The organism is Sarcina sp. DSM 11001 (genome assembly GCF_900101015.1).
Taxonomy (GTDB): domain Bacteria; phylum Bacillota; class Clostridia; order Lachnospirales; family Lachnospiraceae; genus CAG-791.
Genome location: NZ_FNFZ01000024.1, coordinates 52,661 through 66,677 on the forward strand (window position 1 = coordinate 52,661; position 14,017 = coordinate 66,677).

Below are 14,017 nucleotides of genomic sequence, written 5' to 3' on the forward strand. Positions count from 1 at the left end.
AATGAATACAGAGACCCATAAATATCTGTGCTGGCTGGACCAGATCAGGGGACTGGGGAGAAAAAGGATCTTTCCGCTTCTTCAGTCTGCAGGAGAATCCAGTCTGTTCAGCCGGACAGACCCGGATGGAGACTGTTTCCCGGGTCCGGCAGACTGGGGCGAAGCTGCCCGCCTGCTCTACACTGCTCCGGAGCCGCAGCTTTCTTTTTTGTGCGCGGAAGCCATCCCTTCAGGAAAACATGCGGCGCAGGCTGCACAGCTTATTCTCCGGGCCAGAAAACAGGATCCTGCCCGCATTGAAGAGAATCTTGCGCGCACAGGCATCTTTTTTTCCTGTATAATAGAAGAAAGCTTCCCTTCGCGGCTCCGGTTTATCCCGGATCCGCCCTTCGGGATCTACTGCCGGGGACCGCTTCTCCCCCCTGATCCGCCCCCTTTTCCCGGGCTCGAATCTCCCGCGGCGGCCGTGATCGGCGCCCGGCTTGCCTCCGGTTACGGCAGGGAACAGGCAAGACGCTTTTCCTATCGGATGGCTTCCCGGGGGATCACGATCATCAGCGGCATGGCGAGAGGGATCGACGGCATCGCGCAGACAGCCGCGCTTGACGCGGGAGGCAGATCCTACGCGGTGCTGGGCTGCGGAGTGGATATCTGTTATCCGGAGGAAAACCGCTCTCTTTACGACAGACTGCTGCAACAGAGCGGCATTCTCTCGGAGTATCCTCCCGGGACTCCTCCGGAGGCCCGCCTGTTCCCACTGCGCAACAGGATCATAAGCGGGCTCGCGGACGCTGTCCTGGTCATTGAAGCACGCAAAAAATCAGGGACTCTGATCACTGTCGATATGGCACTTGAACAGGGACGAGATGTTTTTGCCCTTCCCGGCCGCGTCAGCGACAGTCTAAGCGACGGCTGCAACCGCCTGATCCGGCAGGGAGCCGCACCTGCGACCTGCCCGGAAGACCTGCTCGAATACTTTTTTGAAACAGACACTCCTGCTCCTGAAACAGGCAAAGGGCGGCCGGCCGCTGCCGCCGGTGCCAATCTGTCCGGAGGAAACCATGAATCAGATAAGGAAACAGCAAAAGAAAAAGGCCAAACTGCAGCACAAGGCTGTAAAGCTGGCCGCCCTGTTCGCACTGAAAATGATGATCTCCCAGAAGGAGAAAAAGGAAGCCCTGGCTGCAGCCGAAGGAAAAACGGTCTACGGGAAAATATCCTCAAAGGTTCCGGATCCCATGCATGTCCTGTACTTTGCGCTGGGCGGGAAAGCAGCCGGTCTGAACCCGAAGAAGGTCGAGAAGGCAGCCGCAGCCGCAACTCTCCTCTCTGCAGCGACTACCGTCGGGAACCCCGGTATCTCAAGGCAGGTGGCGGGCTATGCCTTCCGGAAACTGACGGAAAAGAAGAGTGTGAAAAAAAGCCTGGTCCCCTGGAAGAAATAGAGTCTGCGTTCATGTTTAATTCTCTGGAAGAAACAGAGCCGGAGAACATATTTGAGCCACCGGGAAAAGCAGAGCCGGAAGACATATTTGAGCCACTGGAAATAGCAGAGCCGGAAATAAAGGTCGATTCCCTGGAGGAAATGATCCTCGAGGTCCTCTCCCCGGAGGACGGAATGCATCTGGAAAGGATCATTGAGCAGGTCAACAACATCCCTGTCGAAAGGAAGACTTTTGCCGGTTCTTTCGGGCTCACCAGGGTCATACCATGTCTTCTGCGCCTGAAAACAGACGGGCGTGTCGAGGAGACCTCTGCAGGATACTTCCGGAAGACCCGGTAATGGAAAACAGCCGCAAAGGAGTGTGATTCTCCTTTGCGGCTGTTCTGCTTTAAATGTTTATGTGTGTTTGTTTGCCTGTTTTTTTGTCTGCTTTATGCCTGTTTTATTCTTCATCGAGGTCGACTCGCGAGCAAGTCTTGAAATCTGTTTCCTGTAATGGATCAGCGTTTTCCTCTCTGAAGCTGGCCCTGATACTGTTCTATTCCGCCGATATTGTACACTTCTGTATACCCGAGCTTGCGCAGGGCTGATACGGCTTTTCTGCTCCGCTGGCCGCTCAGGCAATAGACAAAAATGGGGGCGGATTTGTCATGCAGGAGGTTCACGGCGTTGCCGATCTTCTCAACAGGAATATTGCGGCTTCCGCCGATGTGTCCCTGACGGTACTCCTCCTCCGTGCGGACATCGAGCAGTATGGCGCCCTTTGTAGTCCTGCAGCGGTTTAATTCTTTGTTTATATCAACAGATTTAAAGATTTCTAAAAAAGACATTGGACCTCCATGCGTTTTACTTTATCCAGTGTTCAAAAGCTGTGCGGGGCACTCCGCCAACGCAGCCGGACAGTTCCGCTGCGTCCACGGGCTCCCGGATCCCGTCAAAGGGCACTCCGCCAACGCGGCCGGACAATTCCCGGGCAGGACCAAAGGTTTCCGGATCAATCATCAGTTATCCTTATCAGGGATTTCAGACCTGCTTGAAAGCGGGCGTATCCGCCGGTGCGTTCAAAAAGCCCTTGAGTTCGTCGTCGAGTTTGAGCAGGGTGACAGAGAAGCCGGCCATATCGAGGGATGTCATAAAGTTGCCCACCTCGGTCTTTGCGATCCTGATCTTCTTCTCATCGAGGATCTCTTTTACGCGCAGGTTGGCAATGAACAGCTCGCTCAGAGGGGTTGCTCCCATTCCATTGACCATGACGGCGACTTCGTCGCCCTCACCATAGATGCCCTCGTCAAGGATCTTGCCCACCAGAGTATCTACCGTAGCCGCCGCACTGCTGATCTTTTCGCGGTGCGTGCCGGGCTCACCGTGGATGCCGATCCCGATCTCGACCTCGTCTTCAGCAAGTTCGAAGCTGGGCTTGCCGACTGCGGGAACAGTGCAGGGAGAAACAGACATACCCATGGATCTGACATTGGCGATGACCTTTTCGGCGACGCACTTGACTTCGGCGAGCTCAGCCCCTGTCTCCGCGCAGGCACCTGCGATCTTATGTACGAAAACAGTGCCGGCGATCCCGCGGCGGCCGGTCGTCCAGGTGGAGTTCTCGACAGCGACATCATCCGCCACAATGACCTTTTCGACGACAATGTCCTCATCCGCAGCCATATCCGCGGCCATTTCGAAGTTCATGACATCGCCGGTATAGTTTTTGATGATCAGCAGTGCGCCTTTTCCGCACTCCGTAGCCTTGATCGCCTCATAGACCTGATCCGGAGTGGGTGATGTAAACACAGCACCTGCCACTGCTGCATCCAGCATTCCCCTGCCGACATATCCGCCGTGGGCAGGCTCATGACCGCTGCCGCCGCCGCTGATCAGGACGACCTTGTCCGTCTTCTTCGCCCCGGTACGGGCGACAACGTCGGTACCCTGTACACGCTCAATGTACTGGGGGAAAGCGGCTGTCATTCCGTTGAGCATCTCATCAACTACATTGTCGACTCCATTGATCAGTTTTTTCATGATTACCTCCATTCCTGACATATTTCACCACAGTGCACACTGTAATCATCTACCAGCAGGCATCCTGTTTTTTCATTCCTTCACGCAGTATCTCAGTACTTACTTTTTCAGTCCTTCACTCCGAACCAGTTCCTACTCAGTCACTGAGCTTTTTCATTCCCCTTGCCTCCACGGCTGCCGCGATGGCTTCCCACAGGAATCTTTACTCAGTCACTGAGCTTTTTCATGCCCCTTGCCTCCTCGGCTGCCGCGATGACCGCCTCCAGGGGGTCTCCTGCAGAAGCCGAGACCGCTGCGCTGACAGCGCCTTCCAGGACAGGGGCATCCGCGATCATGACCCGCAGATCCGAATGGTCATCATCAAATTCCAGAAGCTCCATGGCCGTCTCCGTACTCATGATCCCGCTTCCGAGATCGACCATGGCGCAGACTCCGTCCCCGCTGTCCGCTTCGATCATGGCATTCTGGATACGGACCGCATCTGTACCGATGCTCCCGTCCTCCATTCCTCCACAGGCAATGATGCGAAGATCAGGTCCTGCCATCTGTGCCGCCAGTTCACGGATCCCTTCCGCGGCGAGCCTGCTGTGAGAGACAATGACTATCCCTACCATCTTTTTATCCCTCCTCGACAAAGCCCCTGACAGCTTCCATGGTCAGCAGGGATGAGGTGGCGCCGGGATCCTGATGCCCGATGCTCCTGTCTCCGAGATAGCTGGCACGACCCTTGGTCGCACGAATGGTCTTTGTGTATTCCACACCTTCTTTTGCCGCCGCGCACATGGCGTCCAGGCAGCCGGCGAGGTCTTTTCCCCCGTCAGCGGCAGCTGCATAGGCTTCATAAGCAGGAATGATCGCGTCCAGCATGGTCTTTTCCCCGCGCTCCGCCTTCCCTCTCTGCTTGATCCCGCCGATGATCGCCTCCAGGATCTCCTTTCCGTCCTGGACAGTCAGTTCTGTCTTTCCGGCAGCTGCTTTAGCCGCTTTCATATAAGCAGTCCCGTAGAGGGGGCCTGAAGCGCCTCCAACTTTGGAGATCAGCACCATTCCGGTTTTTTTCAAAACCGCACCAATATCCGTTTCATCCTGCGGAAGCTGGCCGAGAGCCTCCGTATAACCCCTTGCCATATTGATCCCGTGATCCGCATCGCCGATCTCACGGTCAAGTTCTGTCAGGAACTCCTTATTTGCGATAATGCTGTCGGCGATCTTAGCGATGCACCCATAGACTTTCGATGCCATATTCTCAACTCCCTTCTGACCTGACCGGCTTCTGTTCCTGTATTCCTGACTCTATACCGGACTGTATGCCGGACTATATACTGGACTGTTTGCCGGACTGTTTGCCGGATATATAAACCTATACATTATTATATACCTGTCTTAAAAAAAGTGCACAAAAAATACAGAAATCCATACAAAACAGCCCGGAATAACCATTTTTAAACCTGTCAGAAAGGACGTCAGATAGGACAGTCTGTAAAGCCGGTCTATGATGCCGGTCTATGATGCCGGTCTATGATGCCAGTCAGAAATGATAAAAGAGCCGGCCCTTGGCAACTGCTGCCCTTCAGGTCCGGCTCCTGTATCCGTAATATGCTGCTGATCCAGTCCGGGTCAGCTTCCTTTTCTGTATCTACCCGGGTCAGACTTCCTTTTCCGCATCTGTCCGGGTCAGACTTTCTTTTTCCACATCTGCCTGTATCAGACTTTTTTCCGCATCTGTTTTTTTCAAAATCCCATATTCAGCATCAGTCTGCCATAACCCGGTTCAGTCCTTGGGTTCCTGATAAAATCGTCCCGTGATCCGCTCCGTGGGGATGGCATTGATAAAAGCTCCCGGATCGATCGTGCGGACCACATTGGTCACACGCTTGACGTCAGACCTGGCCACGACCGAGTAGACGACATTACGCCAGTCCTCCTTGTAGCCGCCTTCTGCCGCCCAGATGGTAGAACCATGCTGACAGGTGTCATAAATCGCTCTTCGGACCTCATCCCACTTGTCCGTGACAATGAACAGGGTCTCCTGCTGGTAATTGCGGTAAAGAAGGCGCAGCGTCTGCGTCGTTGTATATTGGTAAATAATGGAATACAGCGCCTTATCCCAGCCAAAGAAATATCCGGCAATAAGGAGGACGACCGCATTAAAACCCAGAACGATCGTGAACCCGTCCAGACCGCGCTTCTGGGAAAGGTAAATGGAAATAAAATCCATACCGCCTGTGGTCGCGTTCACCCGCAGACAGAGCGTAGTGACCACTCCATTGATCAGACCGCCGAAGATGGCGATCAGCAGAGTATCATAGGTGAGCGGATGGGTGGGGATCAGGTCTGTGAGGACCGCTGAGATAACGATCATTTCACAGGACAGCAGAGTAAACTTTTTGCCGATAAACTTAAAACCCACATAGACGGGGAAAGCATTAAGCAGAATGTTGACCACGGAGAAAGGCAGCTCCACGTGGAAATACTGCAGCGCGATTCTCTGAAACAGCACCGTCAGGCCGGTTACGCCGCCCGGATAAAGCCCTCCCGTGCGCACGAACGTCTTGATGTTGAGTGCCATAAGTACGGAAGCGAACGCCACGACGACAGCACGCCTCAAATCATTCCGGGGATCCAGTTTTAAATCCTTCACAAATATACCTCTCTGTCAGACAGGAAGGCTGATCTGCCCGCCATATACTTTCATCCGTGCGGTGCTTTTTACGCAAAATGCCGCAGGCCGCCTGAAAAGCCGTGCGGCAATAACCTGACCATTTCGCGCAGAACGCCTGCACGAGGTTACACTTTCTTAAATTTTCTTAAACCTCGATGTGGGAAAATACCTCGCCGATACTGTCGTGGAAAGCCAGATCCGCGGAGCTGTCCTGCGAAGTCTTGTCCCTGTTGACGATGACAAGATATTTGCCCCTGTAGGAACTCACGAGAGAGGAGGCAGGGTAGACAGTCAGCGAAGTCCCGCCCACGATCAGCAGGTCTGCGCGGGAGATCAGCCTCCCTGCACCGGACCATGCGTCACTGGGAAGCATCTCCCCGTAAAGAGTGACATCAGGACGGATCTTGCCGCCGCAGCTGCAGTGCGGGACGGCCTCTTCGCTGGTATAGATCGCGTCCGAAGGATATTTCTTTCCGCAGCGGTCACAATAATTGCGCAGAGTGGATCCATGCACCTCATAGACCACCTTGCTTCCGGCTGCCTGGTGCAGGCCGTCGATATTCTGCGTGATCACTCCCTCGAGCTTTCCTTTTGCCTCCATTTCAGCCAGCTTGTAATGCGCCTTGTTGGGCAGGATTCCCCGGGCATCCATCTTCTGCCTGTAAAACTCATAAAAGACCTTGGGCTCTCTCTCCAGGCAGGGATTGCTCAGCAGGTATTCCGGCTGATAGGCATCGAACCGGACATCGTGCTGATTGTACAGTCCGTCCTTGCTCCTGAAATCCGGGATCCCGCTCTCTGTTGAAACCCCGGCACCGCCAAAGAACGCGATATGCTTTGAAACCGCGATCATCTCATTGAGCGCTTCATACTTCTCCTCGCCCTTCAGTTTTCTCAGATGCTCTCTCTCTTCCTTCTGAGTTGCGAAACAACCGATATGCTTCATCCCTGAAACCTCCCTTCCGAACTGCTGAAATCTGTTTAAAATATCCGTCAAATACTATTAACTATATGATACAGCATTTAGGTCCGCAGGTCATGCCCTGAATATAGATTTTGGCTGTTTTTACCGCTGAAGTGAAAAATCAGCTTCCGCTGCCGCCGGGTCTCATCTTAGGATGATCCTGCTCCTCCACCCGGGCAAAGGCCAGGAGGTTCTGGAGTTTTTCGACTCTTCCCTTACAGGAAAAATACCTTCTCTCCCTGCCCTCTCCTGTCCACCACCGGTCAAATTCCTCCTGTGAATGGGACTGATGAAAAAGCTCCATAGAAATAAGGAGCTGCGTCATTTCCTCACGCAGCTCCGCGATTTCATCCTGATACATCCGGTAATCAAATTGCGAAATAATCATGTTTATATTTCTTTCAGGATTTTACCCCAACGCAGCCAAAACCGGTTCGTCACTTGATCAGAATGTCACTCAGAAGTACACTCATCACGTCACTCAGAACGTCACTTCTCCGTCATGGGTCAGAAGAGAAACAGAATGCACAGTGCGAAGCGAAGAAAGCTCTGCAGTCAGGTCAGACCCGCCCGCAACGGAAAGCTCCATGACCAGATTGAGCTGGCCACCCGAAATATTTCTGGATTTTTCAGAGTAAAAGCGGCTGTACTTCCTTACGATCTGGCGGATCGCCTTGTTTGTCTCCTTGTCATTCTCCGCGCTGATCACGAGGATCATCGGGGCTCTTCCAAGCGGAATGACGTTCAGGATCAGAACTGCGATCGTGACCACAAGGGAAAGAATGATCGCGATCTCAGACAGACCCGCACCGCAGATAATACCCACACTGATAGCCCAGTACAGAAAGACCAGGTCCATAGGCTCCTTGATGGCAGTCCTGAAACGGACGATCGACAGCGCGCCGACCATACCGAGGGAAACCACGACACTGGACTGGATCGTCAGAATGATCGCTGTTGTGATCAGAGACATGCACACGAGAGAGATATTGAAGTTTTTGGAGTAGAAGGTGCGCCTGGTAAGGAATCTGTAGCAGAAAAAGATATAAACACCAAGCACCAGCGAAAAGCACAGGGCTACGATGATTCCCTTGGTAGTCAGCTCAATGGTTGAATAACCCTGCAGAAATGATTTTTTAAAAATATCTGAAAATGACATGATTCTGATCCTCTCCTTTATTTATCTATTCTGAATTTATTTATCTATGGAGTTATCTATTCTGAACTAATCTATTATAAATTATAATATCCCCTGAATTCCCGGATTTTACTATTTCCTGAATTTCCGGATTTAATATTTCCTGACTTCCCGGATTCCTTTTTTCTGTACCATCCGGTATCAGCTCGTGACAGAAAAGCCGTTGAGGTTGTACCGCCTGCACAGATAATATTTGGAAAAAGTCTCCAGCCGCATGTTTGTCATCTGGATCGCGTGATAAATATAATCCGGCAGGTACTCATCGAACTTGACTTCCAGAAGATGCTGACCCTTCGGAAGGACCGGTCTCTCCCAGATATCCTTCATAAAAAAGCGGTCAAAAGAGGGGGACGACGTGATATTCATATCAAACGTTATACGTACATTTCCCTCATCGCAGACAAAAGGTCTGCGCAGATACTGCACGATCACCTTTGGCTGCATCAGCTGTGTCCGCTGCAGCAGGAGCATCCGGTTCAGCAGGGCAGGATTCTCATCCGTGATCGGGACCGGCTCCAGCCTTGCCATCCTCTCATACTGATCGCGGGTGATCCGGCAGCTTTTCTTCTGGATCATTCCGTATTCTTTACGCTTACACTCCAGCGAGATCCTCCTGTCATTGGCATTATAGATACGGACCCGCCATTTTTCCCTGGGGCTGACTCCGCTCTCGTTTTCATTCAGGCACTTGTCATACAGATCATCGAAATAAACACTCCGGATCAGATAGCACCCGTTCTCATCCGTATGAGGATCAGGTCTCATGACATCCTGAAGCCTGACCTCAAGCATCTTCAACTCAGCAGCTGAGCAGAGGTACTTGAGTTCATGACGGAATTTCGGCTCTTTTACTCCTTTCGCCACTCTCTCCTTCTCCTTCTTATTTTTCTAAATATTCTCCTTTATCATGACTTTATCATGACCGTTTGTCACAAACGACACGAAAGGTTTTGTCGATAAAACAAGTATTGTCGTAAGAAGAACTTTTACCAAAGACAGATTTTAACATACCGGACAAAGCAAAACAACCCTTTTCATTTGCCGGAGCAGGCCCGGTCCAGCGCCCTGTATACCTGTGCCTCCAGAGTCTCCATCCGGTTCATCTCTTCAAGGATACACTGCGTTTCCGGCTGATCCTTCCACTCCGGCTGATCCAGCAGCCGGACTGTTTCCTCTATCCTTTTGGCTCCCGGTTCATTCTGCGGCAGCAGGTCTTCTTGATGACACGTATTCCCTGCGGCTGTATTGTCCTGATCCGGGCGGGACTCAAAGCCATGAAGCAGACACATGCGGACTACAAGATCCATATTCACATTTTCAAATTCCGGTTTTCTGCTCAGAAGCATCGCTGCAATCGCCATCTTCCGGACACGGCCTGCTGAATGATTTGCCAAATCATTTTCAGCAGCGTTTACCGTATCATTCCCGGCATTATTTGCCAGATCATTCCCAGTATTATTTATCGAATCTTTCCCGGCATTATTTGCCGGATTATTCCAGGAATTTTTAAACGGATCATTTACAGGATCAGGAGAAAAATGATCCTGTTCGGGTACCAGAAGGTCAGGCAGTTCAATCTCTTTATCCAGCGAGTTCGTCGCGATCACTGGCTCTCCTTCCGTAAGCTCTATGGTCACAGGATGACCATTTGCAAGGAGGATGACATCAAAGGCAAGACCCTTATCGTAAGACTTCATTTCCGGGTACATGCTTATGAACTCTTCAGCAGAAAAGGACCTGGCATCAAGCCCCAGGGGATCTTCCCCTTCGAAAACGTAGGAGACCACCTCCTGGACAATGCAGGATCCAGCCTGAAGCATGCGGATCAGAGAGATAAAATCGATTTCCCCCTCAGCCCTGTATTCTTTTATCGTAAAAACACCTGATTCTGAAACACCTGACTTTTCCAGTTTTAACGTACTCATAATCACCTCTTCTTTGGTCATTGGTCATCTGGCTGATTCTGTCGGCCTTTGGCCCTCTGGCTGATTCTGTCGGCCTTTGACCCTCTGGCTGATTCTGTCGACCTTTGGCCCTCTGGCTGATTCTGTCGACCTTTGGCCCTCTGGCTGATTCTGTTTTATGTGTCTAATATACCAAAAGTGTGATACAATCACCCTATACTGCATTTGCGCAGTGTCAATACGGCAGACTACAAGGAGACGAAAGTTATGAACAAAATCTTTGTCGATCTCGAAATGCATCCGATTCCGCGTTCTTTTAAGGAAGAGAGACAAATATGTACCCAGGAAATCATCGAAATCGGCGCAGTAAAGCTCAATGAGCAGAACAAAGAGACAGACAGCTTCTGTGAATTCGTTCATCCGGCATATGTACAGAAGATATATGCCAAATTTCAAAAACTCACCGGGATCACTACTGAAGATGTGGCGGAAGCATCCGTACTCGCAGATGTCCTGACCCGTTTTATCGACTGGTGCGGAGAAGATTATACCATCTATTCCTGGAGCGACAGCGATATCTGGCAGATCATGAACGAGACCCGTCTCAAAAATCTTACAGACCTCCCCGGACTGACCTATATGTATAATAACTGGCGGGACTTTCAGCAGGAATTCTCCGAGCTGCTCCACTTTGAAAAAGTCATGAACCTCGGCAGGGCTGTCAACCTTGCAGGCCTGGATTTTTCCGGCAGGGAGCACGACGGCCTGGCTGACGCCCGCATGACATCACACCTCTACGTCGAGAGCCGGGACAGCAAATCCTTTGACCGGCTCCGCAAAATGGTTGAGGAAGCTTTTTCTGAAAGCACCTTTACAATGGGCGACATGTTTGATTTCGGCAGTATTACCTTCCCTTCGGAATAGGCAGTCCGGATTCAGATGCCGGATTCATACATTCCGATCAAAACGGCAGGAATAAACAATCCTGATCTTACATTGTCCCTTATTCACAATATAACAGTATAAAGTATAACAGCATAAAATGTAACTACTTGAAGGAGCAAGTCCTATGCGCACTCTTTTCCGCCTACTGATCACTGCAGTCCTGACAGCAGCCGTTCTTGCCGCAGTCATTTTGCTTCGCCTGCCTGTCCAGACACTGCAGATCGCAACAGTCCCGCTTATCAATATCGCCGCTTCGGCGGGGCTTGCTCTCTTTTTCTGGTTCGCTGTATCGCCCTCCGTCTGCCGCTTTTTCGGCGGAATGCGCTACAGTCTGGCCTCCCGGCGCAGGATCCGCAGACAGATGCAGAGCTGTCAGCGGTCTCTGCTCAACTGGCTTCTTTCCCGCCCCGCCCACTGGGGAATCACCGGGACAGCTGCCGACCCCCAATATGCCAACACCTGCGAGGGTCTGCTCGCCCTGCGCGAGACAGGGTTTTATGAAAAAAAGCGTGAATCCTACCGCAGTGCCCTGCAGACTCTGACAGAGGCGGTCCTGCCCACCGGCCTTCCAAGCAAAACAGTCAACCGGCCGACCGTCATCAACACTTCTATGCTCCTTTGCCTGATCGCAAAAGAAAAACAGAGCCCGTCCGGTGTGATCGAATCTTTCGACATGTATGACGAAATAGCCGCCAATCTCTGGTTCCTGCATGCCGAAGACGGCTGGGGTCCCCTGATCCTCCGCGCCGGTAAAAAGGAGTGCCGCCTCGTCAACACATGGTGGGCTCTGAAGTCCCTCTATCAGTACGGTTACCTTGAAAAACCCGAAGTGGGGGATGCCTTCCGCCAGCTTCTCACAAGCATTTATGAAAAAAACCGCGGTGGTACATTCGGTTATAGTTCCTCGGATGCCCCCCGCCTTACAGTCTCTGCCATGTATCTCCTCCTGTTTTATGACCTTCCCCGCAATGTCCGCGAACAGATTGAGCAGGATTATGACCCCCGTGCCGCCGCCTCCTTTGTCTATGACCGTTTTGTCACGGAAAAATGCCAGATTGAGGTGGAATCTATCGACGGTACTTTTGCAGGCGGGACCTATATCGCCCACACACCATGGAAGCATGTTGCCTCCGCCTACGCCATGCGCGCGCTGGCCGCTGCACGCAAAAACGGCCATCTCAGCAGGCGGAAAATGCGCGACGTCTGCGTCCGTACCTCTTCCATCCTCACCCAGGACCTTCGCTCACCAGCCAAAAGCGAGAGCTGTTATCTTCCTTCCGATATAGAAGTTTCCAGAACAGGCCCCTACACCTTTGCTGCCGCTCACCTGATCCTGGGACTCCAGGCTCTGCTGTAACAATCCGTGTCCCGGGACTTCAGGTCCTCAGGTCCTGCTGTGACACACCTCGTCCTGGGACTCCATGCCCTGCTGTGACAGACTGACAGGAAAACTTGCTTACAGCCCGATCTTTAATATAGGGGGAAACCATGTTGCAGCTCCTTCTCTGCTCAGACGTCCACACCTTTACAGACAACATCCGGCTGGCGATCAAAAAAGCCGGACAAGTTGACGCTGTGCTGATCTCCGGCGATGTCGAAGCAGAAAAGGACGACCTGCTGAAAGCAGCAGGGACTATTCCTCTTTACATCGTATGCGGCAACTGTGATTACTACCTGAATACCGACTACCCGGAAGAGCTTCTGATCGATATTTCCACAGAACAGTCTGCCAGCCCCGTCATTTATAAAAGCACAGAACTTCATTATTCTGCTATCCCTGACCCTGCAATGACGGGCTATAGCCAGCCTGATTCTTTCCTTCCTGACTCTGCCCTTTCAGGAGTCTTTTCTCCTTTTCTTTCTCTGATCAAAAAAAGCCTTTTTTCTATATCCACCGCAAAATCAAATGCAGATATATCCACCGCAAAATCTACTGCGAAAATCGTAAAAGAAAAAAGGCCTGACCATATCTTGCACCGCATCCTGATGACACATGGAAAAGAGTACAATGTTCCCGAAACCGGGCTGCTCCTAAGAAGGGCAGACCAGTGGGACGCAGATATCGTTATCTTCGGACATACACACAAGTTTACGGAGATTACCTGTAGAAAGGGCAGAAAAAAGGTCTATTTCATCAATCCCGGCTGCCTTGTCGGCGACCCGAAAAATCCTGCTTCTGTCCTGGCAAGCTGTGGAATTTGTAGTTTTGCGGTTTTGCAGATCGGTCCGGAGGGAGAGATCAATGTGCAGAAGCTGACGCTATGAGCAAAAAAAAGGCATTCGCCGTATGCATCCAGTTGAGAGCAAGGCTCTCACTGGATGTATGGCATCCTGTCTGCGCATGCTGTCTACGCAATTCGCCATGCCGACAGGCTCGCGAACACAAAGTGTTCGCTCACTGTCGCGGCATTCGCCGTATGCATCCAGTCTGCCATACATCCAGTTGAGAGCAAGGCTCTCACTGGATGTATGGCATCCTGTCTGCGCATGGCTCATTGCTTACGCGCAAAAAAAGCACCGGTTTTCCGGTGCTTTTGTTATTTTCATACCTTCAAAACTGAATAAGAGAAGCGCACATCTCACTGTCGAGCACTTGCTGCCTGCAGGACCGGCATCCTCCGCTTCGCGGCGGTGCCAGAACTGAGGATAAGCAGCCGACCTATTAGTACGCGTCAGCTCCATGCGTTGCCGCACTTCCACCTCGCGCCTATCCACCTCGTGGTCTTCAAGGGGTCTTGTGATGTCTCATCTTGGGGGGGGCTTCACGCTTAGATGCCTTCAGCGTTTATCCCTGCCGGGCTTGGCTACCCTGCCTCTTGCGCCTGGCGGCGCAGCAGATACACCAGCGGCCCGTCCACCCCGGTCCTCTCGTACTAAG

Annotated in this window: 15 protein-coding genes and 1 rRNA gene; 4 read left to right on the forward strand and 12 right to left on the reverse strand. The window is 51.9% G+C overall.

Annotated features, from left to right (window positions below; all coding sequences use genetic code 11):
* Position 1: 1 nt before the first annotated feature.
* Entirely contained in the window at positions 2 to 1,783 is a 1,782-nt protein-coding gene (dprA, locus tag BLT02_RS12695) for a DNA-processing protein DprA (protein ID WP_092996142.1), read from the forward strand.
* A 161-nt stretch (positions 1,784 to 1,944) separates the two neighbouring features.
* Here the strand turns inward: dprA and BLT02_RS12700 are convergent, their stop codons facing one another.
* The 11 genes from BLT02_RS12700 to BLT02_RS12745 form a co-directional block, all read right to left on the reverse strand.
* On the reverse strand, positions 1,945 to 2,274 hold the full coding sequence (locus tag BLT02_RS12700; RefSeq protein WP_092996145.1) for a rhodanese-like domain-containing protein: 330 nt from the start codon (positions 2,272 to 2,274) through the stop codon (positions 1,945 to 1,947).
* Positions 2,275 to 2,290: 16 nt separating this feature from the next.
* The gene (locus BLT02_RS17225; RefSeq protein WP_175453830.1) at positions 2,291 to 2,446 is read right to left on the reverse strand and encodes a hypothetical protein; all 156 of its coding nucleotides are present in this window, start codon (positions 2,444 to 2,446) and stop codon (positions 2,291 to 2,293) included.
* Positions 2,447 to 2,467: 21 nt separating this feature from the next.
* A complete protein-coding gene (gene dhaK, locus BLT02_RS12705; RefSeq protein WP_092996148.1) occupies positions 2,468 to 3,466 on the reverse strand; it encodes a dihydroxyacetone kinase subunit DhaK in 999 nt (332 codons plus the stop codon).
* Positions 3,467 to 3,672: 206 nt separating this feature from the next.
* The gene (gene dhaM / locus BLT02_RS12710; RefSeq protein ID WP_092996151.1) at positions 3,673 to 4,080 is read right to left on the reverse strand and encodes a dihydroxyacetone kinase phosphoryl donor subunit DhaM; all 408 of its coding nucleotides are present in this window, start codon (positions 4,078 to 4,080) and stop codon (positions 3,673 to 3,675) included.
* A 4-nt stretch (positions 4,081 to 4,084) separates the two neighbouring features.
* Positions 4,085 to 4,708, reverse strand: coding sequence for a dihydroxyacetone kinase subunit DhaL (gene dhaL / locus BLT02_RS12715; RefSeq protein ID WP_092996154.1), 624 nt, complete (start codon positions 4,706 to 4,708; stop codon positions 4,085 to 4,087).
* A gap of 529 nt (positions 4,709 to 5,237) precedes the next feature.
* Positions 5,238 to 6,107, reverse strand: coding sequence for a YitT family protein (locus BLT02_RS12720; protein ID WP_242869807.1), 870 nt, complete (start codon positions 6,105 to 6,107; stop codon positions 5,238 to 5,240).
* Positions 6,108 to 6,273: 166 nt separating this feature from the next.
* A complete protein-coding gene (locus BLT02_RS12725) occupies positions 6,274 to 7,074 on the reverse strand; it encodes an NAD-dependent protein deacylase (RefSeq protein ID WP_092996158.1) in 801 nt (266 codons plus the stop codon).
* A gap of 139 nt (positions 7,075 to 7,213) precedes the next feature.
* A complete protein-coding gene (locus BLT02_RS12730) occupies positions 7,214 to 7,480 on the reverse strand; it encodes a hypothetical protein (protein ID WP_092996161.1) in 267 nt (88 codons plus the stop codon).
* Between the two features lie 93 nt (positions 7,481 to 7,573).
* On the reverse strand, positions 7,574 to 8,251 hold the full coding sequence (locus BLT02_RS12735) for a DUF4956 domain-containing protein (RefSeq protein ID WP_092996164.1): 678 nt from the start codon (positions 8,249 to 8,251) through the stop codon (positions 7,574 to 7,576).
* Between the two features lie 180 nt (positions 8,252 to 8,431).
* Positions 8,432 to 9,154 carry a polyphosphate polymerase domain-containing protein gene (locus BLT02_RS12740; protein WP_092996167.1) on the reverse strand — a complete coding sequence of 241 codons (723 nt, stop codon included), beginning with the start codon at positions 9,152 to 9,154 and terminating at the stop codon, positions 8,432 to 8,434.
* A 170-nt stretch (positions 9,155 to 9,324) separates the two neighbouring features.
* Positions 9,325 to 10,215, reverse strand: coding sequence for a hypothetical protein (locus tag BLT02_RS12745; RefSeq protein ID WP_092996170.1), 891 nt, complete (start codon positions 10,213 to 10,215; stop codon positions 9,325 to 9,327).
* A gap of 246 nt (positions 10,216 to 10,461) precedes the next feature.
* Here BLT02_RS12745 and BLT02_RS12750 point away from each other — a divergent pair, with 246 nt between their 5' ends.
* From BLT02_RS12750 to BLT02_RS12760, 3 genes are all read left to right on the forward strand, one after another.
* Positions 10,462 to 11,118: a 3'-5' exonuclease gene (locus tag BLT02_RS12750; RefSeq protein ID WP_092996173.1), complete on the forward strand. Its 657-nt coding sequence runs from the start codon at positions 10,462 to 10,464 to the stop codon at positions 11,116 to 11,118.
* A 145-nt stretch (positions 11,119 to 11,263) separates the two neighbouring features.
* Entirely contained in the window at positions 11,264 to 12,496 is a 1,233-nt protein-coding gene (locus BLT02_RS12755) for a hypothetical protein (protein WP_092996176.1), read from the forward strand.
* 131 nt (positions 12,497 to 12,627) lie between these two features.
* Entirely contained in the window at positions 12,628 to 13,404 is a 777-nt protein-coding gene (locus BLT02_RS12760; protein WP_092996179.1) for a metallophosphoesterase family protein, read from the forward strand.
* A 377-nt stretch (positions 13,405 to 13,781) separates the two neighbouring features.
* Here BLT02_RS12760 and BLT02_RS12765 read toward each other — a convergent pair.
* A 23S ribosomal RNA gene (locus BLT02_RS12765) occupies positions 13,782 to 14,017 on the reverse strand; the annotation flags it as partial.

Excerpts from the sequence above, each read along its gene's own strand:
- BLT02_RS12730 (WP_092996161.1), bottom strand. The coding sequence starts at position 7,480 with ATGATTATTTCGCAATTTGATTACCGGATGTATCAGGATGAAATCGCG.
- BLT02_RS12700 (WP_092996145.1), bottom strand. The coding sequence starts at position 2,274 with ATGTCTTTTTTAGAAATCTTTAAATCTGTTGATATAAACAAAGAATTA.
- dhaL (WP_092996154.1), bottom strand. The coding sequence starts at position 4,708 with ATGGCATCGAAAGTCTATGGGTGCATCGCTAAGATCGCCGACAGCATT.
- BLT02_RS12725 (WP_092996158.1), bottom strand. The coding sequence starts at position 7,074 with ATGAAGCATATCGGTTGTTTCGCAACTCAGAAGGAAGAGAGAGAGCAT.
- dhaM (WP_092996151.1), bottom strand. The coding sequence starts at position 4,080 with ATGGTAGGGATAGTCATTGTCTCTCACAGCAGGCTCGCCGCGGAAGGG.
- BLT02_RS12755 (WP_092996176.1), top strand. The coding sequence starts at position 11,264 with ATGCGCACTCTTTTCCGCCTACTGATCACTGCAGTCCTGACAGCAGCC.
- BLT02_RS12750 (WP_092996173.1), top strand. The coding sequence starts at position 10,462 with ATGAACAAAATCTTTGTCGATCTCGAAATGCATCCGATTCCGCGTTCT.
- BLT02_RS12760 (WP_092996179.1), top strand. The coding sequence starts at position 12,628 with ATGTTGCAGCTCCTTCTCTGCTCAGACGTCCACACCTTTACAGACAAC.
- BLT02_RS12735 (WP_092996164.1), bottom strand. The coding sequence starts at position 8,251 with ATGTCATTTTCAGATATTTTTAAAAAATCATTTCTGCAGGGTTATTCA.
- dhaK (WP_092996148.1), bottom strand. The coding sequence starts at position 3,466 with ATGAAAAAACTGATCAATGGAGTCGACAATGTAGTTGATGAGATGCTC.
- dprA (WP_092996142.1), top strand. The coding sequence starts at position 2 with ATGAATACAGAGACCCATAAATATCTGTGCTGGCTGGACCAGATCAGG.
- BLT02_RS17225 (WP_175453830.1), bottom strand. The coding sequence starts at position 2,446 with ATGATTGATCCGGAAACCTTTGGTCCTGCCCGGGAATTGTCCGGCCGC.
- BLT02_RS12745 (WP_092996170.1), bottom strand. The coding sequence starts at position 10,215 with ATGAGTACGTTAAAACTGGAAAAGTCAGGTGTTTCAGAATCAGGTGTT.